General features: G+C 61.3%; 23 protein-coding genes and 1 pseudogene. 13 read left to right on the top strand and 11 right to left on the bottom strand.

Annotation, left to right across the window (positions count from 1 at the left end; translation table 11 throughout):
* Window positions 1-212 precede the first annotated feature (212 nt).
* Genes hemL through ACKZ62_RS03105 form a run of 3 tightly spaced genes read right to left on the bottom strand, consistent with a single transcriptional unit; the run spans window position 213 to window position 2,967 of the window.
* Window positions 213-1,496, bottom strand: coding sequence for a glutamate-1-semialdehyde 2,1-aminomutase (gene hemL / locus ACKZ62_RS03095; RefSeq protein WP_095186212.1), 1,284 nt, complete (start codon window positions 1,494-1,496; stop codon window positions 213-215).
* Window positions 1,497-1,514: 18 nt separating this feature from the next.
* Window positions 1,515-2,138, bottom strand: coding sequence for a thiamine phosphate synthase (thiE, locus tag ACKZ62_RS03100; protein ID WP_032884613.1), 624 nt, complete (start codon window positions 2,136-2,138; stop codon window positions 1,515-1,517).
* Window positions 2,139-2,169: 31 nt separating this feature from the next.
* Entirely contained in the window at window positions 2,170-2,967 is a 798-nt protein-coding gene (locus ACKZ62_RS03105; RefSeq protein WP_122756000.1) for a hydroxymethylpyrimidine/phosphomethylpyrimidine kinase, read from the bottom strand.
* Window positions 2,968-3,242: 275 nt separating this feature from the next.
* Here ACKZ62_RS03105 and ACKZ62_RS03110 point away from each other — a divergent pair, with 275 nt between their 5' ends.
* From ACKZ62_RS03110 to ACKZ62_RS03125, 4 genes are all read left to right on the top strand, one after another.
* Complete coding sequence (locus ACKZ62_RS03110; RefSeq protein ID WP_095186214.1) at window positions 3,243-5,633, top strand: hybrid sensor histidine kinase/response regulator; 2,391 nt, start codon at window positions 3,243-3,245, stop codon at window positions 5,631-5,633.
* A 68-nt stretch (window positions 5,634-5,701) separates the two neighbouring features.
* A complete protein-coding gene (locus tag ACKZ62_RS03115; RefSeq protein ID WP_447096311.1) occupies window positions 5,702-7,357 on the top strand; it encodes an acyl-CoA dehydrogenase family protein in 1,656 nt (551 codons plus the stop codon).
* Window positions 7,358-7,552: 195 nt separating this feature from the next.
* Window positions 7,553-9,025: an AMP nucleosidase gene (gene amn / locus ACKZ62_RS03120; RefSeq protein WP_163033266.1), complete on the top strand. Its 1,473-nt coding sequence runs from the start codon at window positions 7,553-7,555 to the stop codon at window positions 9,023-9,025.
* 72 nt (window positions 9,026-9,097) lie between these two features.
* The gene (locus ACKZ62_RS03125) at window positions 9,098-9,733 is read left to right on the top strand and encodes a pseudouridine synthase (protein ID WP_095186216.1); all 636 of its coding nucleotides are present in this window, start codon (window positions 9,098-9,100) and stop codon (window positions 9,731-9,733) included.
* On the opposite strand, the gene ACKZ62_RS03130 is transcribed toward ACKZ62_RS03125, so the two are convergent.
* Both ACKZ62_RS03130 and ACKZ62_RS03135 read right to left on the bottom strand, forming a co-directional pair.
* On the bottom strand, window positions 9,728-9,937 hold the full coding sequence (locus ACKZ62_RS03130) for a DUF2788 domain-containing protein (protein ID WP_032884769.1): 210 nt from the start codon (window positions 9,935-9,937) through the stop codon (window positions 9,728-9,730). The genes ACKZ62_RS03125 and ACKZ62_RS03130 overlap by 6 nt on opposite strands.
* Window positions 9,938-10,132: 195 nt before the next feature.
* Window positions 10,133-10,612, bottom strand: coding sequence for an Lrp/AsnC family transcriptional regulator (locus ACKZ62_RS03135; RefSeq protein WP_003176264.1), 480 nt, complete (start codon window positions 10,610-10,612; stop codon window positions 10,133-10,135).
* A gap of 416 nt (window positions 10,613-11,028) precedes the next feature.
* Here ACKZ62_RS03135 and ACKZ62_RS03140 point away from each other — a divergent pair, with 416 nt between their 5' ends.
* The gene (locus ACKZ62_RS03140) at window positions 11,029-12,102 is read left to right on the top strand and encodes a DUF6515 family protein (RefSeq protein ID WP_095186217.1); all 1,074 of its coding nucleotides are present in this window, start codon (window positions 11,029-11,031) and stop codon (window positions 12,100-12,102) included.
* Here the strand turns inward: ACKZ62_RS03140 and ACKZ62_RS03145 are convergent.
* Window positions 12,099-12,992, bottom strand: a complete 894-nt coding sequence (locus ACKZ62_RS03145) for a cation diffusion facilitator family transporter (protein ID WP_032884620.1) — start codon at window positions 12,990-12,992, stop codon at window positions 12,099-12,101. The genes ACKZ62_RS03140 and ACKZ62_RS03145 overlap by 4 nt on opposite strands.
* Before the next feature lie 9 nt (window positions 12,993-13,001).
* Window positions 13,002-13,421, bottom strand: a complete 420-nt coding sequence (locus ACKZ62_RS03150; protein ID WP_032884621.1) for a periplasmic Zn2+ metallochaperone PmcY — start codon at window positions 13,419-13,421, stop codon at window positions 13,002-13,004.
* 110 nt (window positions 13,422-13,531) lie between these two features.
* Here ACKZ62_RS03150 and hrpB point away from each other — a divergent pair, with 110 nt between their 5' ends.
* A complete protein-coding gene (gene hrpB / locus ACKZ62_RS03155; protein ID WP_447096312.1) occupies window positions 13,532-16,039 on the top strand; it encodes an ATP-dependent helicase HrpB in 2,508 nt (835 codons plus the stop codon).
* 124 nt (window positions 16,040-16,163) lie between these two features.
* Here the strand turns inward: hrpB and ACKZ62_RS03160 are convergent, their stop codons facing one another.
* Together ACKZ62_RS03160 and ACKZ62_RS03165 are read right to left on the bottom strand one after the other, a co-directional pair.
* Window positions 16,164-17,252, bottom strand: coding sequence for an endonuclease/exonuclease/phosphatase family protein (locus ACKZ62_RS03160; protein WP_032884623.1), 1,089 nt, complete (start codon window positions 17,250-17,252; stop codon window positions 16,164-16,166).
* Between the two features lie 40 nt (window positions 17,253-17,292).
* The gene (locus ACKZ62_RS03165) at window positions 17,293-17,952 is read right to left on the bottom strand and encodes a DUF7847 domain-containing protein (RefSeq protein WP_032884770.1); all 660 of its coding nucleotides are present in this window, start codon (window positions 17,950-17,952) and stop codon (window positions 17,293-17,295) included.
* 180 nt (window positions 17,953-18,132) lie between these two features.
* Between ACKZ62_RS03165 and ACKZ62_RS03170 the strand changes: the two genes are divergently transcribed.
* From ACKZ62_RS03170 to ACKZ62_RS03180, 3 genes are all read left to right on the top strand, one after another.
* Window positions 18,133-18,882 (top strand): DUF2076 domain-containing protein, encoded by a 750-nt coding sequence (locus ACKZ62_RS03170; RefSeq protein ID WP_095186220.1) that lies wholly within the window; start codon window positions 18,133-18,135, stop codon window positions 18,880-18,882.
* A gap of 117 nt (window positions 18,883-18,999) precedes the next feature.
* Window positions 19,000-19,476, top strand: a complete 477-nt coding sequence (locus tag ACKZ62_RS03175) for a LabA-like NYN domain-containing protein (RefSeq protein WP_032884625.1) — start codon at window positions 19,000-19,002, stop codon at window positions 19,474-19,476.
* 42 nt (window positions 19,477-19,518) lie between these two features.
* Window positions 19,519-20,130: a 3'-5' exonuclease gene (locus ACKZ62_RS03180; protein WP_447096313.1), complete on the top strand. Its 612-nt coding sequence runs from the start codon at window positions 19,519-19,521 to the stop codon at window positions 20,128-20,130.
* A 154-nt stretch (window positions 20,131-20,284) separates the two neighbouring features.
* On the opposite strand, the pseudogene ACKZ62_RS03185 reads toward ACKZ62_RS03180, so the two are convergent.
* A pseudogene (locus tag ACKZ62_RS03185) lies at window positions 20,285-20,526 on the bottom strand (DUF6124 family protein).
* A gap of 102 nt (window positions 20,527-20,628) precedes the next feature.
* Between ACKZ62_RS03185 and ACKZ62_RS03190 the strand changes: the two are divergent.
* Window positions 20,629-21,192, top strand: a complete 564-nt coding sequence (locus tag ACKZ62_RS03190) for a hypothetical protein (RefSeq protein WP_447096314.1) — start codon at window positions 20,629-20,631, stop codon at window positions 21,190-21,192.
* Entirely contained in the window at window positions 21,170-21,454 is a 285-nt protein-coding gene (locus ACKZ62_RS03195) for an acyl carrier protein (protein ID WP_032884628.1), read from the top strand. The genes ACKZ62_RS03190 and ACKZ62_RS03195 overlap by 23 nt, the downstream gene beginning before the upstream one ends.
* A gap of 86 nt (window positions 21,455-21,540) precedes the next feature.
* Here the strand turns inward: ACKZ62_RS03195 and ACKZ62_RS03200 are convergent, their stop codons facing one another.
* Window positions 21,541-22,002 carry an Lrp/AsnC family transcriptional regulator gene (locus tag ACKZ62_RS03200; protein ID WP_095186224.1) on the bottom strand — a complete coding sequence of 154 codons (462 nt, stop codon included), beginning with the start codon at window positions 22,000-22,002 and terminating at the stop codon, window positions 21,541-21,543.
* Between the two features lie 161 nt (window positions 22,003-22,163).
* On the opposite strand from ACKZ62_RS03200, the gene yedA reads away from it, so the two are divergent.
* Both yedA and ACKZ62_RS03210 read left to right on the top strand, forming a co-directional pair.
* Entirely contained in the window at window positions 22,164-23,060 is an 897-nt protein-coding gene (gene yedA, locus ACKZ62_RS03205; RefSeq protein WP_032884630.1) for a drug/metabolite exporter YedA, read from the top strand.
* Window positions 23,061-23,108: 48 nt separating this feature from the next.
* On the top strand, window positions 23,109-24,446 hold the full coding sequence (locus ACKZ62_RS03210; RefSeq protein WP_032884631.1) for an RNA helicase RhlE1: 1,338 nt from the start codon (window positions 23,109-23,111) through the stop codon (window positions 24,444-24,446).
* The last annotated feature ends 8 nt before the right edge of the window (window positions 24,447-24,454 follow it).

Consider the following 24,454-nt stretch of genomic DNA (forward strand, 5'->3'; position numbering starts at 1 on the left):
CCTCTGACGGGGCGCGCGGACCCTCACGGGATCCAATAAGCGCGCATTATGAAATAAGCAGGCCTCTGCTTACAAAGTCTTTACTCGTTTTTCTGCTGCTTGGGCAAGTTATCTGCCGGATTGCAGGTGAATTCTCGAAAAAATAAGGAAATCTCTGTAAGCAAAGTAGCAAATCTGGCGCCACCCACAGCGACGCCAGATGTTGCGACCGTTTATTTCAGGGCTGCGAATGCGCGTTCGGCGGCGTCCAGGGTCAGTTGCAACTCGGTTTCGCCATGGGCAATCGATGTGAAGCCCGCTTCAAAGGCACTCGGCGCCAGGTACACGCCGCCTTCCAGCATCAGGTGGAAGAAGCGTTTGAACAGGTCGGCGTCGCTGCTCATCACGTCATCAAAGGTGACGATATCGTCCGCACCGCTGAAGTACAGGCCGAACATACCCCCCGCCTGCGTGGTGACAAACGGGATGCCGGCCGCATCGGCGCGCTGTTGCAGGCCGTCCAGCAGGCGAGTGGTGTAGTCGGTCAGTTCAGCGTGAAAGCCCGGGCGGCTGATCAAACGCAGCGTGGTCAGGCCGGCAGCCATAGCCAGCGGGTTACCCGACAGCGTGCCTGCCTGGTAGACCGGACCCAGTGGCGCGATGTGCTGCATGATTTCGCGTTTGCCGCCGAAGCAGCCTACCGGCATGCCGCCGCCGATGATCTTGCCGAAGGTGCTCAGGTCAGGCGTGACGCCATAGTGCGCCTGGGCACCACCAAGGGCGACGCGGAAGCCGGTCATCACTTCATCGAAAATCAATACCACGCCATGCTTGTCGCACTGCTCGCGCAGGCCTTCGAGGAAACCCGGTGCAGGTGGTACGCAGTTCATGTTGCCGGCCACCGGCTCAACAATGATGCACGCCACGTCTTGGCCGACTTCGTTGAGCATCTGCTCGACGGCGGCTATGTCGTTGAACGGCAGCGTCAGAGTGTGCTTGGCAAATGCCGCTGGCACACCGGCCGAGCTGGGCACGCCTTGGGTCAAAAGGCCGGAGCCGGCTTTTACCAGCAGGCTGTCGGAGTGGCCGTGGTAGCAGCCTTCGAACTTGATGATGCTGTCGCGGCCGGTGAAACCACGGGCCAGACGAATCGCGCTCATGGTGGCTTCGGTGCCGGAGCTGACCATGCGCACCATTTCCATTGACGGCACGATTGAGCACACCAGGTCAGCCATCTCGGTTTCCATGGCGGTAGGGGCGCCGTAGGACAAGCCGTGCTCCAGCTGTTTACGCACTGCATCCAGCACGTCCGGGTGGCTGTGGCCCAGGATCATCGGGCCCCAAGAACCGACGTAATCTACATAGCGTTTATCATCTTCGTCGGTGACGTAGGCACCTTCGGCATGCTTGAAGAACAACGGCGTGCCGCCCACGCTCTTGAACGCACGCACGGGGGAGTTCACACCGCCGGGGATGTGTTTCTGGGCATTGGCAAACAGGGTTTCGGAACGAGACATGGTGGGGGCTCTCTGAATTCAGGATTTGATTAAGGCGTTGAAAGCGCGGGCGCGGCGCGTGACTTCCTGGGTGCTGTCGGCACCGAACAGACCGTGGACCACGGCCAGTAAGTCGGCACCGTGGGCCACCAAGGGCTCGGCGTTTTCCAGGGTGACGCCCCCGATCACGCAGATCGGCAGGTGCAGGCGCTTGCGGGCCTCAGCCAGCATTTCAAGGGTGGCGGCAGGTGCGCCAGGCTTGGTATTGGAATTGAAGAAGCGACCGAAGGCGACGTAACTGGCGCCTTCGCGCGCGGCCTGTTCGGCCAGTTCAATCTGGCTGTGGCAGGTGGCGCCGATGATGGCCTTGGAGCCCAGCAGCGCACGGGCCGGTGTCAGCGGGCCGTCGGTCTGGCCCAGGTGCACGCCGACGCCGAGGCGCGCGGCCAACTCAGCGTCATCGTTGATGATCAGTTGGGTCTTGTAGCGCGAGCACAGTTCACGCAGCTTTTCGGCTTCACGCAGGCGCCGGGCTTCGTCGCTGCTTTTGTCGCGGTACTGCAACAGGGTCACGCCACCGTCCAACGCCGCTTCCACATAGGCGAGGAATTTGCCGGCCAACAGTTGGCTGTCGGTGATGGCGTAAAGGCCACGTAGTTTCATCGGGCAGGCCTCTTGATGTTCGAGCAGAAAGTTACGAGCAGAAATCCAGCGGCAGCCGGCGCGGTACAAACTGGCCCTGGCCGAGCTGTTCAGCGTCACGCAGGGTGCGCCAGGTGTAGTTGAGCGCCGATTGCACCGCGCTCACCAGACCTTCGCCCTGAGCGATCCGCCCGGCCAGTGCGCTGGCCAGGGTGCAGCCCGAACCGTGATAGCTGCCGGGCAGGCGCTGGCAGGTAAAGGTCTGGTGCGTGCCGTCGCGGCTGTAGAGGCGGTTGTGCACTTCATGCTCGTCGCCATGTCCGCCGGTGATCAACAGATGCTTTATAAATGGCAGCAGTTTTTCGGCGCATTCGTCCGCGGTGCCTTCGGGCAGTTCGGCGAGAATGCGCGCTTCGGGCAGGTTCGGTGTGGCAATCAGCGACAACGGCAGCAGCCGCTCGCGCATGGCGTAGCCCACTTCGTCCTTGCCCAGGCTCCCGCCGCCGCCGGCACGCAGCACCGGGTCGCACACCACCGGCAGGTGCGGATGCGCCTGCAGCAGTTCGACCACGGTGTCGACCATTGCGGTGGAGCCGAGCATGCCCAACTTGACCGCCGCTACTTCGGAATCGCCGAGCACGGCATTGGCCTGGGCCATTACCCACTCGCGGTCGAGCACGCGAAAATCGCTGACATTGACGGTGTTCTGCACGGTCAGGGCAGTAACGGCCGGAGCCGCGTGGCACCCTTGGGCGAGCAGGGCTTCGATATCTGCCTGCAAGCCGGCGCCACCACTGGGATCATGGCCGGAGAGACAGAGGACAACAGGGCGAGAGCTGTAGATATTCATGGTGCGCGAGCTTACCACCAAACGCTTTTGGCGTGGCCGTCGCCCGATGGTTGAATTTTGTCCAGGAGGCGACGCTTTTTTGGCACTTTTCTTCTCGCAAAAGTGTGCTGAAAGCCTTGTCCTAGAGCCTTCAGGAAAATTATTTCAATGGTGTCCAATGGCCTTTAGCGGCTATGCTAAAGTGGATCCAAACAACTTAACTGTATCGCCGGTGTACGTCTTCTCAAAAGGAATGGGGGCTTTTGACATAACCGGACAGGCCACGCTGGGGCTCTATGCGCTATTTGCTGATCTTATTGTTGTGCGGGCTGCCGATGCTCGCCAACGCCATCGAGTTCAACCAGGACACCCGCAGCCTGGCACTGGGCCGAGCCATGCAAGTGCTCGAAGACCCGACCGATGCCCTCACGATTGCCGATGTCAGCGCGCCTTCCGCCGCCCGACAATTCAAACCCCACGATAAAGACACCCTCAATGCCGGCTATTCACGCTCGGTGTTCTGGCTCAAGGTCAACCTGCATTACCTGCCCCACAGCCCCGAGGCCCAACGCACTTGGTTGCTGGAGTTGGCCTACCCGCCGCTGGACCACCTTGACCTGTACCTGCCCGATAGCACCGGCAACTATCGCCTGGCCGGGCGCACCGGGGATGCGTTGCCGTTTTCCGCCCGTGAGATTCGCCAGAACAACTACCTGTTCAAGATCGATTTCACCCCCGGCGAGGCGAAAACCGTGTACCTGCGCCTGCAAAGCGAAGGCTCGATCCAGGCCCCGCTGACCCTTTGGTCCAGCACCGCCTACCTGGAACAGCAGCCGCTGCGCTTGTATGTATTGGGCCTGATCTACGGCGTGTTGTTGGGGATGCTGGTGTACAACCTGTTTATTTACCTCAGCGTGCGCGACACCAGCTACCTCTATTACATCTTCTATATCGCCTCGTTCGGCATGTACCAGTTGTCGGTCAACGGCGCGGCAGTGGAGTATTTCTGGCCGAACAACCCCTGGTGGGCGAATGCCGCGACGCCGTTCCTGATCGGTGCGGCCGCGTTGTTTGGCAGCTTGTTCGCGCGCAGCTTCCTGCATACGGCGCAGCACAGTCGCTGGATCAACCGCTTACTGCTGGCGTTGGTGGCCTGCGGTGCCGTGGTGATGTTGTTATCGCTGATGACCAGCTACGCCCTGGCGCTGCGCCTGGCTACCGGCTTGGCGTTGGTGTTTACCGTGACTATCTTTGTCGCCGCCATCAAGGCCTGGTACTGCGGGCAGCGCGTGGCGCGCTATTTCATCATTGCTTGGTCGGCCTTCCTGCTGGGCGGAGTGGTGAATACGCTGATGGTGCTGGGCTACCTGCCCAATGTGTTCCTTACGATGTACGCCAGCCAGATCGGCTCGGCGATTGAAGTGGCGCTGTTGTCCTTGGCGTTGGCTGATCGCATCAATGCCATGCGTGAGCAACAGGCGCAGATTCTGCTCGACGCCAGCCAGAAGCTCGAAGTGCTCAACCAGCAACTCGCCCGCAGCAACCGGCTCAAGGATGAGTTCCTCGCCACCCTGACCCACGAACTGCGCACCCCTATGAACGGCGTGATCGGCTCCCTTGAGTTGATGCAAACCGTGCCACTGGACGACGACCTCGCGCAATACCAGCAAACCGCCGCCGGCTCGGCGCGGGACATGATGCGCATGGTCAATGGCATTCTGACCCTCACCGAACTGCAGGCCGGGCGCCTCAGTGCACAGCTTCAGGTGTTCAGCCTGCGCGGCGTGCTCGACACCTTGCGCCAGCAATTCAGCGCCAGCGCCCAAGCCAAAGGCTTGGCGTTTTCCATCGATGTGGCCGATGAACTGCCGGACCGCGTGGTGGGCGACGCAGATAAACTTATCCAGTGCCTGGATTGCCTGCTGGACAACGCATTCAAATTCACCCACGAAGGCGCCGTGCGCCTGCGGGTGGTGGGCGTGCCCCACAGCGACGGTGGCTTGCGCCTGAGCTTTATTGTGACCGACACCGGTATTGGCTTCGCCTTCCTCGACGAGGCAACCCTGTACCAGCGGTTTTTCCAGCTCGATGGCTCCATGACTCGTGAATACGGCGGCATGGGTATCGGCCTGGCTATCTGCCGGCAATTGATCGAGCTGTTGGGCGGGCGCCTCACGCACCATTCCGAGCCAAGCAAGGGCAGTCGTTTTCAACTGGAAGTGGAAGTCAGCCCGGTGGCGCCTGAAGCAAAACCGGCGGCGGATCGGCAGCGCGCGCCTCAGGATTGCGCGGTGCTGCTGGTGGATGACAACAGCATCGGCCAACTGGTGGTGCGCGGCATGTTGCTCAAGCTCGGTTACCGAGTGAAAAACGTGGACAGCGGCCCGAGCGCATTAGCGGCCTTGCAGAGGGGCAATTTCGACGCGGTGGTGTTGGATATACCTGAGGGCGGCTTCTCATTGTGCTGTCAGATCCGTGCACTGCCGGGCTGTGCAGAGTTGCCGGTGATTGCCTTGAGCACGTCGCTGAATGTGTCTGAGCGCGAGCACTGTCATGGCATCGGTGTGTCCGACCGCCTCGCCAAGCCTGTGCGCTTTGAGGCCTTGCGGGCCGTGTTGGAGCGCCGGGTGCTGTGTCCGCAAGAGGGTGAAAGCGCCGGGCATTCGGCGGGTATGTCACTTTTTTAAGGCGGGTGACGGTGCTTAACTGAAATTCAGGCCTCAACTCAACGGGGCTTTTTCCATGAGGCCCCGTCATGAACCTGCACCCGTTCGCCGAAACCCACGACGTCACTAACCAGCCCCCATCCCTGGATGGCACCAACCTTTTCCGCATCGATCTGCCGTTGCAAGAGTGGTCGCGCCGCTTTGGTGCCGGCTGGGCGCAAGCGCGCCTCGATGCCTATGGCGCGCTGGCCGGTGGGCCGTTGATGGCGGCCGGTTTCCTGGCGAACCAGAACAAGCCCGTGTTCAACAGCCATGACCGTTATGGTCATCGCATCGACCTGGTGGAATTTCATCCTGCTTACCACGAACTGATGCGTATTGCCGTCGAACACGGCCTGCCGTCGTTGCCGTGGGCACACCCGCAGTCCGGCGCTCATGTAGCGCGGGCCGCGATGACTTATCTCCACAGTCAGGCCGAAGCCGGCACTGGCTGCCCGCTGACCATGACCTTCGCCTGCGTCCCTGCCCTGCGCCTGCAATCGGACCTGGCGAAGACGTGGTTGCCGAAAATCCTCAGCACCGAATATGACCCGCGCAATGTCGGTATCGCCCATAAGACCGGCGCCACCATCGGCATGGCCATGACCGAAAAACAGGGCGGCACCGATGTGCGGGCCAATACCACTCGCGCGTATCCGGTAGGGGCCGGCGGTCCAGGGGAAGCTTATGAGCTGGTGGGGCATAAGTGGTTCTGCTCGGCGCCGATGTGCGATGCGTTCCTGACGCTGGCTCAGACTGACAAGGGCCTGACCTGTTTCCTACTGCCTCGGCACCGCCCGGATGACACGCGCAACGAGTTCTATATCCAGCGCCTTAAAAACAAGCTCGGTAACTGCTCCAACGCCTCCAGCGAAGTGGAGTTTCGCGGTGCCCTGGCCTGGATGATCGGCGAAGAAGGCCGTGGCGTGCCGACCATCATCGAGATGGTCGCCATGACCCGCTTTGACTGCATGGTCGGCTCCAGCGCCTTGATGCGCCAGGCGTTGACCCAGGCCAGTCATCATTGCGCCCATCGCTTGGTAGGTGGCTGTGTACTCAGTGAGCAACCGCTGATGCAAAACGTGCTGGCCGACCTGGCCCTGGAAAGCGAAGCCTCGCTGGCCTTGAGCATGCGCATGGGCTGCGCCCTGGATAATCTGGGTGATGAGCGGGAGGCCAAATTCGCCCGGCTGGTGACAGCGGTGGGCAAATATTGGATCTGCAAGCGCGCCCCGGCGATGATCAACGAAGCCGCCGAGTGCATGGGCGGCGCGGGGTATGTCGAGGACAGCATCCTGCCGCGCTTGTACCGTGAGGCACCGGTAAATTCGACGTGGGAAGGTTCCGGCAATGTGCAGTGCCTGGACGTGCTGCGCGCTCTGTCCAAAGAGCCCGGCGTGCTGGAAGCGCTGTTTGTCGAACTCGGTGACGGGCATGGTGATAAGCAGCTGGCGCGGCACATCGAACAACTGAAGTCGGCGTTCATGGACACCCAGGACATTCAGTATCGCGCGCGGCAGTTGACTGAGGACATCGCCGTGGCACTGCAGGCCAAGTTATTGTTGGAGGCCGGTCATGGGGCGGTCAGCGATGGGTTTATCGCCAGCCGTTTGGGCCAGTCGTCTGGCCGCGTCTACGGCACCTTGCCGCGTGGCGTTGATGTCGGGGCCATCGTCGCTCGCTCAAGCCCCAATGTCTCTGAATAGACACGGTCCAAATGGGGGAGGGGGCTTGCTCCCGATGGCTGAGTGTCCGTCAGCCTATCTATAAACTGATCCACCGCTATCGGGAGCAAGCCCCCTCCCACAGGGATTGCAGCCATCTTGGGAGGGCACTCCAATTCAAGGTTTGCGTCTGACAGGGATACAGGCAAGATAAAGGCCTGCAAGTCAGAACACAGGATGCTTACCGTGACCGAAGCTTTTGTTGTCGTTCAAACCGCCGAAGAGGCCGTGGATCGGCTGGCGGCCCTGCATGAGCGGGCTACCGGCGCGCTCAATCAAGCCCTCAAGCAATACCTCAAGGACCGCGTCGAACCCGACGCCGCACAACGCGCGTTGTTTCGTTATCCAGAATTGCGCCTGACCTACCATTGCCACGGCGAAGTCCCACAGACTACCCGGGCGTATGCCAAGGTCCAGCTACCAGGGACCTACAGCGTCACCGTCACCCATCCGGCGGCGTTTCGTAAGTATTTGCTGGAACAATTGGTGCCGCTGATGCACGACTTCACCGTGACGGTGGAAGTGGGCGTCAGCCAGCAGAACATTCCGTACCCGTACGTGGTAGAGCAGGGCGACGAACTGGCCGGCTCCGGCGTAACCGCGGCCACCCTGGCCCGTGTGTTCCCCAGCACCGATCTGTCGGCCGCCACCGATGGCATCGCCGACGGCCTCTACGACTGGGAAAACACCGACCCGCTGCCCCTGGCACTGTTCGATGCAGCGCGTGTGGATTTCTCCCTGCGCCGCCTGGTGCATTACACCGGCAGCGACTGGCGCCATGTGCAGCCATGGATCCTGCTCACCAACTACCACCGTTATGTCGACCAGTTCATCCTGCATGGCCTGGAGCAACTGCGCAGCGACCCGCGCTTTATCCGCATGGTGCTGCCGGGCAACGTGGTGATCGATAAGAGCATGGACCACGGCGAAGCATCGGCCATTGCCGCGGGCGTGGTCTGGCATCGCTATCAGATGCCGGCCTATCACCTGCAGGCCAGCGATGGTCACGGCGTAACGCTGGTGAACATCGGCGTCGGCCCGTCCAACGCCAAGAACATCACTGACCACCTGGCCGTGCTGCGTCCGCATTGCTGGCTGATGATTGGCCACTGCGGCGGCCTGCGCCAATCCCAGACCATTGGCGACTACGTACTGGCCCACGCCTATATGCGCCGCGACGGGATTCTCGACCGCGTGGTGCCGCCGAACATTCCGATCCCGGCCCTGGCCGAAGTGCAGATGGCCTTGCAGCAAGCCGCCGCCAACGTCACCGGCGAAAAAGGCGAAGAGCTGAAAAAGCGCCTGCGCACCGGCACCGTGCTGACCTACGACGATCGCAACTGGGAACTGCGCTGGGCCCAGGAACGGCCATTGATCAACTTGTCCCGCGCCGTGGCGGTGGACATGGAAAGCGGCACCATCGCCGCCCAGGGCTACCGCTTGCGCGTACCGTACGGCACGTTGTTGTGTGTGTCGGACAAGCCGCTGCACAGTGAGATCAAATTGCCGGGTTCGGCCAACGCGTTCTATGAACGTGCGGTCAGCCAGCACTTGAAGATTGGCATCGAGGCGGTGGACCTGTTGCGCACCGAACTCAACTCGCTGCACTCGCGCAAGCTGCGCAGCTTCGACGAGCCGCCGTTCCGCTAAGCGGTTGGGATGGTCATTTAGCGGTCAGGCCACTAGCATTGTCGGTCCTGACCGTTAGATGTTCCTTTTGCCATGTCCCGTCCTACTCGCCCCGATTCGCGCCGCCCTGGCGTGAAACCTCCGTATTCTGCTGCGCGCCGTGTTGCCAAGGCGCCGCCTGCCGAGCCGAAGTTGGTCCTGTTCAATAAACCCTTCGATGTGCTGACCCAGTTCAGCGACGAAGGCGGGCGCGCGACGCTCAAGGACTTTATCGACATCCCCGGCATTTACCCGGCAGGCCGCCTGGACCGTGACAGCGAGGGCCTCTTGCTGCTGACCAACGATGGCCAGTTGCAGGCGCGTATTGCCGATCCCAAGCACAAACTGGCGAAAACGTACTGGGTGCAGGTGGAAGGCGAACCCACCGAAGCATTACTGCAACGCCTGCGCGACGGAGTAGAACTCAACGACGGCAAAACCTTGCCCGCCGAGGCCCGGCGTTTGGATGAGCCTGAGTTATGGCCGCGTAACCCGCCGGTGCGCTTTCGCAAAAACCTACCGACTTACTGGCTTGAACTGGTGATTCGAGAGGGGCGTAACCGCCAGGTGCGACGCATGACCGCCGCCGTGGGCCTGCCGACCTTGCGTCTGGTACGGGTGCGTATTGGCGATTGGACAATCGACGGCCTGGACCAAGGCCAATGGAAGGAAGTACCCGCGCGTTTATAAAGCGCCGGACTCGATGAGGCCGATCACCACGCTCTTGATGATGAACGCGGCCACGCCCAGGCCCAGCACGAAAAACAGGATGAACGAACCAAAGCGCCCGGCCTTGGATTTCTTCGCCAGGTCCCAGACGATAAAGCCCATGAAAATGATCAGGACGGTGACCAGGCCGGTCATCATCCATTCTTCGAAGAGTGCGGGGTCGATGTTATTCATGGGGGCTTCCGACGGGGCAGGCGGCAAGTATACGGCAGCGTCACAGGTGCAACATTGACTTGGATCGAAGTGCGTTCCAAATGTGGGAGGGGGCTTGCTCCCGATGGCGGTGTGTCAGTCAGCTAATCTGTGGCTGACACACCGTCATCGGGAGCAAGCCCCCTCCCACAGTTGACCTCACCGATCTTAAGTACGCAGGTGGGTCAGCGGCAATTCGGTGCTGTTGAGCACCTGGTTCAGCACAAAGCTCGACCGGACGCTGGTCACGCCTTCAATGCGAGTGAGGTGGCCCAGCAGCAGCTTCTGGTAGTGATCCATGTCCGGCACCACCACTTTCAACTGATAGTCAGCATCCATCCCCGTCACCAAACTGCACTCCAGCACCTGGGGCAAGGTGCGGATGGCTGCTTCGAAATTCTCGAAGCGCTCCGGTGTATGCCGGTCCATACCGATCAGTACATAGGCGGTGAGGCTCAGGCCGAGCATCTTGCGGTCGAGCAGGGCGACCTGGCGGGAGATGTAGCCGTCGTCCTCCAACTGCTTGACCCGGCGCGAGCACGGCGACGGCGACAAGCCGATGCGCTCGGCCAGCTCCTGGTTGGAGATCCTCGCGTCGCGCTGCAATTCCGCCAAAATACTCAGGTCGTATCGGTCAAGCTTGCTCATTGGGTTGGCCTTTGTCGTAACTATTGCGGCGAATTATCCATGAAGGGTTAAAAATTGCGCAAGCACTGTTTATTGACGCAATCTTCGCAATCATCTGTCGGGCGCTGGCGGGTATCTTTATCAACAGAATCACCGCCTGGACAACAGTCCACAGCAGCTCGCCCAATCAGGCCTGCTGCGGCCGCCACCCCAGCAGGGTTGAGCCGGCCTCCAGGCTGCACACTGTCCACAAGACGGCGTGAGGTGAGCCAACGTCAAAAGCGTTGAGCATGGACGAAGTTCTCAAGGGGTGGCCGACGGGTCACCCCTTTTCTTTTGCCTTAAGAAAATTGTTCTCGTGACTGATAACCTGTCTCAGAACCGGGCGAGGCTTTTCCAGTCTCATGTTCAAGCCCTAATCCGCAGTGAGGAATAGCATGAAGCGCATCTGGCGTATGGCAGGTGTTGGTTTGCTGGTGGTCACCGTCGGCACGCAAGTGATGGCTGAAGAGCAACGCCCTGAAGCGGGCGGCCAGCATGAAAGAGGGGCGGAGCGTGGTCGGCAGGGTAACGAACAGCCGCGCCCGCAAAATAACCAGCCGCGCCCGCAGCCTCAGAACAATCAACCACGGCCCGAAAACAATCAGCCGCGTCCACAGAACCCGCATTTTGATCGCGCCGAGCAACAACAGCACGGTGGCGGACAGGGACAAGGTCGCCCGCAAGGTGCCGAACAGCCTCGGCCAGCACCGCAGCCTGCGAATAACCTGCCGATCCAGAGCCGCCCCGATACCGTGCGCCAGACCCAGGAGCCACGCCAGGGTTACTACCGTGACATCCCGCGTCGTAACGACGGCAACCAGCATTGGGAGGCCGGTGGTCCCGGTTCACGTCCAGGCAACAACGGCGGCGGTTACAACAACGGCCATCCCGGCGATAACCGTTGGCCAGGCCGTCCCGATGGGCATGGCAACGGCTGGGGCCCTGGCCCGCAATATCGTCCCGGTTATATCGTCGACCGCTTCCCCGACCGCAATTACCGCGTGCCGTACCGTGGCCAGGATTACTTCTTCTCCGGCGGCTACTGGTACCGCCCTCAAGGCCCGCGCTATGTAGTCGTGGCGCCGCCGTATGGCATTCGGGTGCATTACTTGCCGGACTATGCGCGCGAAGTCTGGGTCGGTGGCTCGCTGTTGTTCCTCGCCGCTGGCGCTTACTACGCCTACGAACAAAGCACCCAGCAATACGTGGTGGTGCAACCGCCGGCGCAAGTGCCAGCGCCACAGCCAGCACCGCAAGGCAATGGCTATGACGTGGTGGCCTATCCCGCCAACGGGCAGTCACCGGCGCAAGTCCAGCAGGACGGTTACGACTGTTATCGCTGGGCGGTGCAACAAAGCGGCTTCGACCCGCAGGCGGCCACCTACGCCCCTGACCCAGCGGTGGTGCAAACCTACCGCCAGGCCCAGGGCAACTGCCTGAGCAGTCGCGGGTATCAGGTGCAGTACTAGGCCTTGGCGCCCGTAACCACTTCTCGTGGGTCGGCGTGCACCAGCACTTCGGCACGCGGGTAGGCGGCGTGAATGGCATCGGCGGCCTGGTCGCTGATGCCGTGGGCCACTGACAGCGTCAACTCCCCTGGCAGCTCCAGGTGCAACTGCACAAACCAATGGTTGCCGGAGATGCGCGTGCGCAAGTCATGGGCACCCAGCACCCCCGGCACGCCGCGCGCCAGTTCCAGCATGTGCTGGCTGACGTCCGGCGGCAGTTCCTCGTCCATCAACACCGCAAAGCTTTCCTTGGCGATCTGGATCGCGCTCCACAAAATGTAGGCGGCGATGCCCAGGCCGAACCAGGCGTCGAACTGATGAAAACCCATGCCCGCCAGCACCAGCGCCACGAGGATGCTGCCGTTGAGCAGCAAGTCCGAGCGATAGTGCAACGAGTCCGCCCGCACGGCATTGGAGCCGGTTTCGCGCACAACTCGGTGTTGCAGCATCAGCAGTGCCACGGTCAGTGCCAAGGAAAACACGATCACCCCAATGCTCAGCCACGGCGCGCCGACCGGTTCCGGATGCTGCAAACGCTCGTAGGCCTGCAAGGCGATCAGCACCGCACTGCCACCGATAAACAACGCCTGGGCCATGCCCGCCAGCGACTCCGCCTTGCCGTGGCCGTAACGGTGATCGTCATCGGCTGGGCGCAGGGCGTAATGGACCGCCAGCAGGTTCAGCAGCGAGGTCACGCCATCGAGCAGTGAGTCAGTCAACCCGGCGAGCATGCTCACCGAGCCGCTGAGCCACCAGGCGATGGCCTTTGTGACGATCAGCGCACAGGCCACGCCCACCGAGGCGCGGGTGGCCAGGCGTAACAGCCGGGCGTGTTCGGGACTGCTGGTCATAAACGTTCCTTAGGCGGCGGGTTGCAGGCCCAGGGACGCAAGTTGTTGCACGCTGCCCTTGAACTGGATCATGCGTGGGTCGTCGAGCGGCAGGGTGCGGCCGGTTTCTTTCTGGATGATGCTTTGCAGCTTGGCGTTGTCGACCTTGCCGTCGGCGCCGATAGCTTCCTGGAGTTTTTCCGGGGCGACCTGGGCCGTCTTGCCGGGTTCGAAATAGATCGCGCCCGTGGCGAAGTCGACGCCGAACGCGATCAAGCCAGGGATCACGTAGAACAACAGGCCTACGGCATCGAGTACGGCAATGGCCGGGTCGATCTTGCCGTCGATCTGGCCACGACGGTCCGGGTAGAAAATCGAACCGCAGGCCGTCAGTTGGCTCAGCAGGGTGACGGCGAGGACACCGCCGATGACACGGGAAGCGATACGCATGAAGACTCTCCTGAACACGGTTGATAGGGGACTATATAGCACTGCCATTGAGACCATCGTCGGCATCCGGCAGTTCGCCGTTATACTCGCCGCTCTGCTTTGGAGCCAGTATGAATTCGTTGCCGATCGATGATGTTTTACCCGCCCTGCGTGACGCCTTGGCGAATCGCCATGAAGCCGTGCTGGAAGCGCCACCCGGCGCCGGTAAAACCACCCGTGTGCCCTTGGCCCTATTGAATGAACCCTGGCTGGCCGGGCAGACCATCCTGATGCTCGAACCCCGGCGTTTGGCCGCTCGCGCCGCCGCCGAACGTCTGGCCAGCGAGCTAGGCGAAAAGGTCGGTGAAACCGTCGGCTACCGCATCCGCCTCGACAGCAAAGTCGGCCCCAACACCCGCATCGAAGTCGTCACCGAAGGCATCCTCACGCGCCGCCTGCAGGACGACCCGGCGCTGGACGGCGTGGGCTTGCTGATCTTTGACGAGTTTCACGAACGCAGCCTCGACGCCGACCTGGCGCTGGCCTTGAGCCTCAACGGCCGCGAGTTGTTTCGCGAAGAGCAACCACTGAAAATCCTGCTGATGTCTGCGACCCTTGAAGGCGAGCGCCTGGCCAGCCTGCTGGATGACGCGCCGATCCTGCGCAGTGAAGGGCTCATGTTCCCGGTGCAGATGCGCTGGGGCCGGCCGTACCAGGCCGGTGAATTTATCGAGCCGCGTGTGGTGCAGACTATCCTCGAAGCCGTGCATGACGAGACCGGCAGCGTGTTGGTGTTTCTGCCGGGGCAAGCCGAGATTCGGCGGGTCCACCAGCAACTGGCCGACGCGCTGGGTGATCGCCCTGATGTGCTGTTGTGCCCCCTGCATGGCGAGTTGGACCTGAATGCCCAACGCGCCGCCATCGACCCGGCACCCGCTGGTAAACGCAAAGTCGTACTGGCCACCAACATCGCCGAGACCAGCCTGACCATCAACGGCGTACGCGTGGTGATCGACGCCGGGTTGGCGCGCGTGCCGCGTTTCGACCCCGGCAGCGGCATGACCCGCCTCGACACCCAGCGTATCTCCCGCGCCAGCGCCACCCAGCGCGCCGGTCGGGCAGGGCGCTTGGAACCGGGGGTGTGTTATCGGTTGTGGTCCGAAGACCAGCATGAAGGGCTGGCCGCGTATGGCAGTGCGGAAATCCTTGCAGCCGACCTCGCCGGCCTCGCCTTGCAGTTGGCGCGCTGGGGCGTCACGCCCACGCAACTGGTGTGGCTGGATCTGCCGCCGACCGCCGCGTATGCCCAGGCCCAGGATTTGTTGCAACGCCTCGGTGCATTGAACGAAGACACACTCACCGCCCACGGCCAGAAAATGGCCGAGCTGCCGGCCCATCCGCGCATTGCCCACTTGCTGTTGCGCGGGCAGGACCTGGGGCTGGCGGCCACTGCCTGTGATGTCGCCGCCTTGCTGGGTGAGCGCGATATCTTGCGCGGTGGCGGCGCGGATTTGCACAGTCGTCTGGCCTTGCTGTCCGGCGAAGAGCGGGCGCGCGGAACCCAAGGCGGTGTGCAGCGGGCCAAGCAATTGGCGCGGCAATATCGCAGCTATTTAAGAGGCCAGGCGACCCAACCGGTGCCCGACCCCGATCACCCGCGCTGGCTCGGTGCGTTGCTGGCGCTGGCCTACCCGGATCGTGTCGCCCAGCAACGTCGCCCCGGCGGTGCCGAATACCGCCTGGCCAACGGCCGCGCGGCGCTGTTCGCCGAAGCCGACAGCCTGATGAAACAACCCTGGCTGGTCATCGCCGACCTTGGCAGCCGCCAGGGCCAGCGCGAAGAACGCATCTACTTGGCGGCGGATTTTGATCCGGCACTGTTCGACTCGGTACTCGCCGAGCAAGTGCGCAACGTCGACCAGCTGGATTGGGACGAACGCGAAGGCGTGCTGCGTGCCGAGCGCCAGCGCAAAGTCGGCGAACTGGTGCTCAGCCGCGAACCTCTCACCGGTCTCGACGAAAACGCACGCAGCCAGGCGCTGGTCAATCTGGTGCGGCGCAAAGGCCTGGAGTTGTTGCCGTGGACGCCTGAGCTGCGCCAATGGCAGTCCCGCGTCATGCTGCTGCGCCAACTGGACGTCGGCAAAACCAGCGACTGGCCCGACATCAGCGACAGCGCCTTGCTCGCCGACCTGGAGCACTGGCTGATGCCCTACTTGGGCAAGGTCTCGCGCCTGAGCCATTTCGCCAACCTGGATATCTCCAGCTACCTGCACAACCTCTTACCCTGGCCGCTGCCCCAGCGCCTGGACGAGCTGGCGCCGCAGCATGTGAAGGTGCCATCGGGGTCATCGGTGCGGTTGGATTACAGCGAACAACCGCCGATCCTGGCGGTGCGCTTGCAGGAATTGTTCGGGCTGGCGGATACGCCAAGGATTGCGGGCGGGCGTCAGGTGGTGAAGTTGCACCTATTGTCCCCGGCGCGGCGGCCGGTGCAGGTAACGCAGGATCTGGCGAACTTCTGGCGCAGTACGTACGCCGAGGTGAAGAAGGATTTGAAAGGCAGGTATCCCAAGCACTATTGGCCGGATGATCCGTTGATCGCAGAGCCGACCGCGCGGATCAAACCCCGAAAGTAAGCGTGATAGAGATCCAAATGTGGGAGGGGGCTTGCCCCCGATGACTGTGGGCCAGTTACAGATGAGTTGACTGACACACCGCTATCGGGGGCAAGCCCCCTCCCACATTAGTTTTGTGTGTCTGTTATTGCGCAGCGGGCAGCAGGAAGCGCGCAATCACCGGCAAATGGTTGGAAATACGCAACGTATCCTCCTGCCGCACCTTGGCCTCCACTCGCTTGATCCTCGGGCTGTAGAACAGGTAATCCAGGGTGCGATCCGGGCCATCGATGCTCGGGTCATTGGGAAAATGCGTCAGCCATTTCTCACGATCAATCCCGCTGGATTGGCTGTTGCTCGGGATCATCGGGTACTTATCCCACAACAGATGCAGCTCACTGTCCGGCGAATACTGCCCGCGCTTACCCGCATCCAAACGTAGGAATTGCCCCAGTGGCAGCAGGTTGAAATCACCGCCGATCAGCCAGGGCGTGCCACGGCCTTCGAATTTATCCAGTAACTTTACGGTGGCTTGCACTTGCTCCTGTACGGCACTGCGCCCCGGCGCGTCGCCGTCCAGGCGGGTGTTGAGGACGGCCAGTTGGCCGCCGTCGCTCAGTGGCAGGTAGGTCAACAGCAACGCTGGCTTGGGCTGGAATTGGCGACTGATGAAGTTGGCGTCCGGCACCGGCAATTGCAGGCGCTCGGCGTGTTCGATCTGGTAGCGGCTGAGGGTCGCGAGTTTTCGGCCGACGCTGCCGAAGATATGCAGGTCGGGCACAAAGTCGGCCTTCCAGTCGAAGGCCTGGGCGCTGCATGGATAGAGGTCGACCAGGCGCTCCTGCAACAAGGCAAGTTGGTCCTGGTAATGGGAGGGCTTGGCGTTTTCGTCGAGTTCCTGCAACAGCAGGATGTCAGGCTGTTCGTCGCGAATCACCCGCGCCACTTCATCCAGGCTCACAGCCATGTCTTCCACGGTGGGGCGGTCGTCCGGGCCGCTGCCGTCGGGGGTGTCGTACCAGAACACGTAGTTCTTGCCGGCCAGGTATTGCACGTTCCACGTCATAACCTTGAGCGCCTGCCCTGGCAGCAGCGTCGGCGCGCGGGGCGCAACGCAGCTCACCGGCAAGGTTTCCTTAGGCGCGGGGCGCCAGGTCAGGCTGTAGATCAGGGCGGTGAGCACGCCTGCGATGATCAGCAGGCCCAGCAAGGTGATGCGCAATAAACGGGTCATCGGCTCGGCTTATAGCGTTTCAGGAATGGCACGGAGCATATCACCGCGCGTCGGCATCGCCACCGATCAGCATGAATAAACGGAACAGCACCACGCTGGTGAACAACTGCAGGAAGCTGTGGGCACTGTCCATCAACAGCCCTAGCAGCGGCGCAGGGTTGGGATACGCCGCGAGGCTGGCGCCTTTAAGCAGCCACAGCGGGGTCATGACGCACAGCAGGCACACCAGGATCCGCCAGAAATGCCCACGGGTCAGACGGAAACTTTCCTTCATCGCCTCCAGCGCCGGCATGCCGCGCAGCACCAGCAGGTACTCGGCAAACGCCAGCACCACCATCAGCCACAGGCCAGGCAGGAAATACAGCGACAGGCCCAGCAGGATCAACAGGGTGCTCATGGCCGTCAGCAGGGCGAAGCGCGGCCATAGAGCCAGCGACATGGCCCAGACATCCTTGGTGCGCGGGGACTCACCACGGGTGCGCGCGTCGAGGAACAGAATCAAGGCGCCGGTGTACAGCGGGTACACCAATAAACCCACTACCACGCTGTAACCGGGAAACGCATCCGCGCCCAACGTGTGGTCCAGTATCTGTTGCAGCAAGGCTTCGAGAATCACCAGCGGCAGGCATAACTGGACGATCGCGCCCAGGTTGCTGCGGGTAAAACGGAGGGAGTCGCGCAATACGTCTAACGGATTCATCAGGTTCATCGCAGGCCTGGAAACAAGGGCGACACTTTAACCGATCACGGTCAGAGGGTCACAAACGTAAACCTTGAGTAAAGACCATTGAAACAACTCGTAACACCCCCATAACTGGAAGGCACCTGACCTGATCACAGGCGGGACCAGAATTTCTACCGGCAATCTAACGAGGTCGCCATGAACAGCGAAGAGCAAACCCTGATCGATGGACTGTTTTCACGGTTGCAGCAAGCCGAAACGGACTCAGCCCCCCGCGACGCCCAGGCCGAAGCGCGGATCAAGGAGCACATGACTCGCCAACCGGCCGCCGGGTACTACATGACGCAGTCGATCCTGGTGCAGGAACACGCGCTCAAGAGTCTCGACGCGCAGAACAAGCAACAGGCGCAGCAGATCCAGCAATTGCAGGATGAGTTGCAGCGGGCCAAGTCCGCGCAACCGGCCCCGGCGAGCAGCGGTGGTTTCCTGTCGAGCATCTTTGGCGGCGGCGGTTCCCGTGACGCGCAACCGGCGTCGAGCGCTCCGGGCAATTCGGGCGGTGGCTGGCGCGAGCCAGCGCGGCCTTCGTTCGGCGGCCAGTCCGCGCCGCCGCAAAACTATCAACAACCACAACAACCACCCGCCGCCGCGCCCATGGGCAGCGGCTTTCTTGGTGGCGCGATGAAAACCGCCGCTGGCGTTGCCGGTGGTGTGTTGCTGGCAGAAGGCATCAGCAGCCTGTTCAACCACAACTCGCAACAGCCGCAGGTCGTGGAAGAAATAATCCGTGAAGAGCCGGCGCCCGCCAGTGACAACGGCAACTGGGGCAATGACGACCAGAAGTTCGCCGGCAATGACAACTGGGGCGGCAATAACTCGGACAGCTTCGCCGACAGCGATTATTCCGACGATTCCTCCTCCTTTGGCGACGACGACTCCTTCGTCTGACACTCCCGGTCCGGGGCGCTGCGGCGTCCCGGTCTGATTTTTTCCGGAAACTTTCTCGCGGCTGGCATACTGGCACCCTTTCCGGGCCCAGGCGCCTGGCTGTCATGAGGAAGTGCGGTGAAGAAAATTGCAGTGTTCGCCGATGTACAAAACCTCTACTACACCGTCCGCCAGGCGTATGGCTGCCACTTCAACTACGCCGCCCTGTGGGCAGACATCAGCTCCCGCGGGCAGATCGTCGAGGCGTACGCCTATGCCATCGACCGTGGCGACAGCAAGCAGCAGCAATTCCAGCAGATCCTGCGCAACCTGGGGTTTACGGTAAAACTCAAACCGTACATCCAACGCAGTGACGGCTCGGCCAAGGGCGACTGGGACGTGGGCATCACCCTCGACATCATGGACGCCGCCGACCACGTCGACGAAGTGGTACTGGCCTCCGGTGACGGGGACTTCGACATGCTGCTCGAACGCATCATTCAAAAGCATGGGGTTGAAGCCGTGGCCTACGGCGTGCCCGGGCTGACGGCCAACTCACTGATACGCGCCGCCAGCCGCTACGTGCCGATCGAAGGCGCGCTGCTGCTCAAATAAGCGCTGCGGCTCAATCAATTGTTAGACGGAGTTGGAACAGGTTTGGAACGTATAGCGGTCATCGACTTTGAAACCACCGGCATCACCCCGAGCAGCCACTGCCGGGCCACGGAAATCGCGGTGGTTATCCTCGAACGTGGCCAGATCGTGGACCGCTACCAGAGCCTGATGAACACAGGTGTGCGCGTACCGGGCTTTATCGAGCAACTCACCGGCATCAGCAACGCCATGCTGCGCAGCGCCCCGCCGGCCGAGCGGGTGATGAATGAGGTCAACGAATTCGTCGGAACCACGCCCTTGATGGCGCATAACGCCGCGTTCGACCAGAAGTTCTGGGATTACGAGCTGGGGTTGATTCGCCGGACGCGTTTGCAGAAATTCGCCTGCTCGCTGTTGCTGGCACGTCGTCTGATGCCATCGGCACCAAACCACAAGCTCGGCACCCTCAACACCTACGCGAAACTGCCCCACACCGGCCAGGCTCACCGAGCGCTGGCGGATGCGGAAATGGCGGCCAACCTCACGGCGCACCTGGCCCAGGAACTGCGGCGTACCCACGGCTTGCGCGAACTGTCCCACGACCTGCTGTGCACTTTGCAGAAAGTGCCGGCGGCGAAGATCAATGAGCATTTGAAGAAGCATCGCGGGTTCTGACAGAACAACGCCGTTCAACATGTGGGAGGGGCGGTGCGACGGTTCGACTTGCTCCCGATTGCGGCGGGTCAGCCACACATAAGCTGACTGATCCACTGCTATCGGGAGCAAGTCGAACCGTCGCACCGCCCCTCCCACATTGGTTATCGGTCGTTCATCGAGGCTGCACACACTCCAACGCCCGATCCACCACCCCTTCGCCATCTCCACCAAATGCATCACCGCCCGCTGCTGCACATCCATCGCCTCACCCGACGAGTGCGCAGTGCCCACCGCGCAATGCAGCAAATCCGCCGCCTGGGCGAGGACATCTTCGAGGCTCAGGTTGTCGTTCAGGATGAAGGGCGAGGCATCTTGAGGGCGTTTATCTGCTTTCTGAATGGTCAGTAGGCTCAGCCCTAGTGTTTCGTCAGACCGTTCTGGATTTTCCTTCTCCCACCTATCGCTCTTCGCCGCAACCTAACATCCCGCCTGTCATTTACGTAAAAGGACTACGTTATGCAGGAAAGCGATCTTCACACAGCAATCATGCGAAGCCAGCTCGAACTCCAACGGGACGGCATCGATTTCGGCTCAACTTCCAGCATGGCGTTTCATTTGGGTAATGCGATGACAAGCTGCCCGGCAGTCATAGTGTTGCCTCATTCACCAGGCTGGACCCATGGCGCCAGGTACCAGTTACTCAAGCCCATTCAGGCTGACTCCTCAGTGCCGAGCACCCCGTTTGACGAGCTCTGGACACCTACACAGCAACACCACGGCTTGACCGATGCGACGATTCTGGCCGGTGCTGAGGGCATAGCTGTCAGCAAAATTGCCGTGGGCACCTGGGGCCGTGTCGGCGCCAGCAAAACGACTCCGCTGAGTCTCGCCGGGATGTGTTTTTTTCCTCGTATATTGATCAGGCAACCCCGCGCGGCCAGAGTGGCAAAGGCAAATTTTGGCACCGTCCGGGTGTTTGGCATTGTTGGACGGGGTATTCCTTTCGTCGCTGGGGGGGTGGCTGTCTTTAATCTGGTCAGTGCCGGTAAGTGCGCCTATGAAACAAGCAACGGAAGGTAGCGCGACCAGAACCGAGATCAGCGAAAAGGTGATTCAGCTCTTCGTCGACATCATCGGTTTCATCGACCGAAGCCAGGTCACGGAGCAAACGGACTTCATCCATGACTTCACGATTATTGATGATGATTTGACCTGCTTTTTCATGCAGAACAAGTGGCAATTCAACTTGCAAGCGACCCAGGAAGATTGGGATCACATCACTACCATCCAGCAGATAGTCGATTTGATTGTTGAACGCTCGAATTTGCAGTGCGGCCACTGACGCCATCGGGAGCAAGCCCCCTCCCACATTTTGAATGTATTCACAAATCAAACTGTGGGAGGGGGCTTGCTCCCGATGGCGGTAGATTAGCCACCATTTTTGCCATTGGTTTCCAACTGCCCCAACGGCACCCGCCGCTCTATCGCGCTCGACAAGATGATTGAGGTCTTGCTGAACCCGAACTTCGCCAGCCGATTGATCAAACGCTCCAACTCCGGCATCGACCCTACCGCCGCTTGCATGATCACGCACGGATCCCCTGTCACCCGATGGCATTCAGTCAGTTCGGGGATTTCGGCCAGTGCGTCATAAACCTTCTGGCTGCCATGGTTAGTCAGCCGCAGTTCGATCACGCACTGAATCGGCAAGCCCACCTTTGAAAAATCCACCTTGGCCTGGTATCCGGTGATCACCCCGCTGGCCTCCAGCTTGGCCACGCGCTCGGCTACGGCGGGGGCGGAAAGGTTTACCTTGCGGGCCAGTTGCGCGTAGGAGGCGCGGCCGTCTTCGAGCAGGGCGCTGAGGAGCATGCGGTCGTATTTGTCCATGATAAGGCTCCAATTGCAGGTGGCTTTCGAAAGCACGGGTTATAGCCTTCATAACCATGATTTGAAAAGTGTATGGGCGGTTTAAACAGGTTTTGTAACTTATGTTTAACGACCTGCTTTTTTAGAATAAGCCTCTCTTATATCTGCCTTCGAGCCGCCCAATGCCTGGCACACGTCGCTTTCCCTTACCGTTGATCGCCGCCTTTTTTGCTTTGTATGTGATTTGGGGGTCTACCTACTTGGTGATCCGCATCGGCGTGGACTACTGGCCGCCGTTGTTGCTGGCGGGGATTCGATTCTGCACGGCGGGTGCGCTGATGTATGGCTACCTCAGATGGCGCGGCGTGCCAGCGCCGACGTGGCCACAATGGAAGGCCGCCGGGATGATCGGCATTTTGCTGCTCACCTTCGGTAATGGCGGCGTCACGTTGGCCGAACATGCGGGCGTGTCGTCTGGCGTCGCTGCCCTGGCGGTAGCGACCGTGCCGCTGTTCACCTTGCTGTGCGGGTATTTCTGGGGCGCGCGCAATACGCGGCTGGAATGGGCCGGGGTGATCCTGGGAATTGTCGGCATCGCCATGCTCAACATGGGCAGTACGCTGCAATCGAGCCCGGTGGGCGCCGCCTTGTTGTTGTTCGCGGCGGCATCGTGGGCATTCGGGTCCGTGTGGAGTCGGCAGTTGTCGCTGCCCCAGGGCGCCATGGCCAGCGCTGCGGAGATGCTGGTGGCTGGCGTGGCATTGTTGATCGGCAGCGCGCTTTCCGGTGAGCACCTGCAGGCTATGCCGCCGCTGGAGGGTTGGCTGGCGTTGGCCTACCTGACGGTGTTCGGCTCAATCATCGCCTTCAACGCCTATATGTACCTGCTCAAGCACGTACGCCCGGCGGCGGCCACCAGCTATGCCTATGTGAACCCGGCGGTGGCGGTGTTGCTGGGGATTGTGTTCGTGGGTGAATCCATCGGCCTGGAAGAGGGCTTGGCCATGCTGGTGATTATCAGCGCCGTGCTGTTGATCAGTCTGCCCCAGTGGCGAAAGCCCAAGCCGGAAATAAGGTAAACTGCCGCGCAATTGCGACCTTGCGCTGAATTTTCCTACGGTAACTACATGACTTTCGCCACACTTGGCCTGATCGAACCCTTGCTGCGCGCCCTTGAGACGCTTGGCTACCAGACCCCGACGCCGGTGCAGGCGCAAGCCATTCCGGCGGTGCTGGCCGGTCGTGACCTCATGGCTGCGGCCCAGACTGGCACTGGCAAGACCGCAGGTTTTGCCTTGCCGTTGCTGCAACTGCTGACCATGGAAGGGCCGAAAGTCGCCGCCAACTCGGCGCGCGCGCTGATTCTGTGCCCGACCCGCGAACTGGCCGAGCAAGTTCATACCAGCGTTGCCGAATATGCCCAAAACCTGCCGCTGACCACCTACGCGGTCTATGGCGGCGTGAGCATCAACCCGCAGATGATGAAGCTGCGCAAGGGCGTCGACATCCTGGTTGCCACCCCTGGCCGCCTGATTGACCTGTTCCGCCAGAACGCGCTGAAGCTTAATCAGCTGCAGACCCTGGTGCTGGACGAAGCCGACCGCATGCTCGACTTGGGCTTCTCCGAGGAGCTGGCGAATATCTATCGCATGCTGCCGAAAAAGCGCCAGACCCTGCTGTTCTCCGCGACCTTCTCCGATGAGATTCGCACGCTGGCCGGGCAGATGCTCAACGACCCGCTGAGCATCGAAGTCAGTCCGCGCAACGTGGCCGCCAACACCGTTAAGCAATGGGTGGTGCCGGTGGACAAGAAGCGCAAGGCGGAGCTGTTTGTGCACCTGATGCGCAAAGGCCGCTGGAAGCAGGTGCTGGTGTTCGCCAAGACCCGTAACGGCGTGGACGCGCTGGTGGATAAGTTGCAGGGCCTGGGCATCAATGCCGACGGCATCCATGGCGACAAACCCCAGGCAACCCGCCAGCGTGCGCTGGATCGCTTCAAGAGCAGCGAAGTGCAGATCCTGGTGGCCACCGACGTAGCGGCCCGTGGCTTGGATATCGAAGACCTGCCGATGGTCGTCAACTTCGACCTGCCGATCGTGGCCGAAGATTACATTCACCGTATCGGCCGTACCGGGCGTGCGGGCAACACCGGTGAGGCGATTTCCCTGGTGTGCGCCGATGAAGTGAACATGCTGTCGGCCATCGAGATGCTGACCCGTCAGACCTTGACCCGCAAAATGGAGCAGGACTTCGAGCCGGAGCACCGCGTGCCGGATACCGATGCCAGTGGGCAAGTGGTGAAGAAGCCGAAAAAGCCGAAGAAGCCTAAGGCGTCCGGTGGTGGCGGTGGTAAGCGCAACCTGGGTAAGTGGGTGGACAGTGGTGAAGTGGCGCCGTCGGAACCGTCGATTAAGCCGGTGCGTAAGGTGCCGGTGTTTAACACTGGGCCGCGTAAGAAGAAGTGATTTTGCGC

The sequence above is a fragment of the Pseudomonas sivasensis genome, assembly GCF_052938085.1.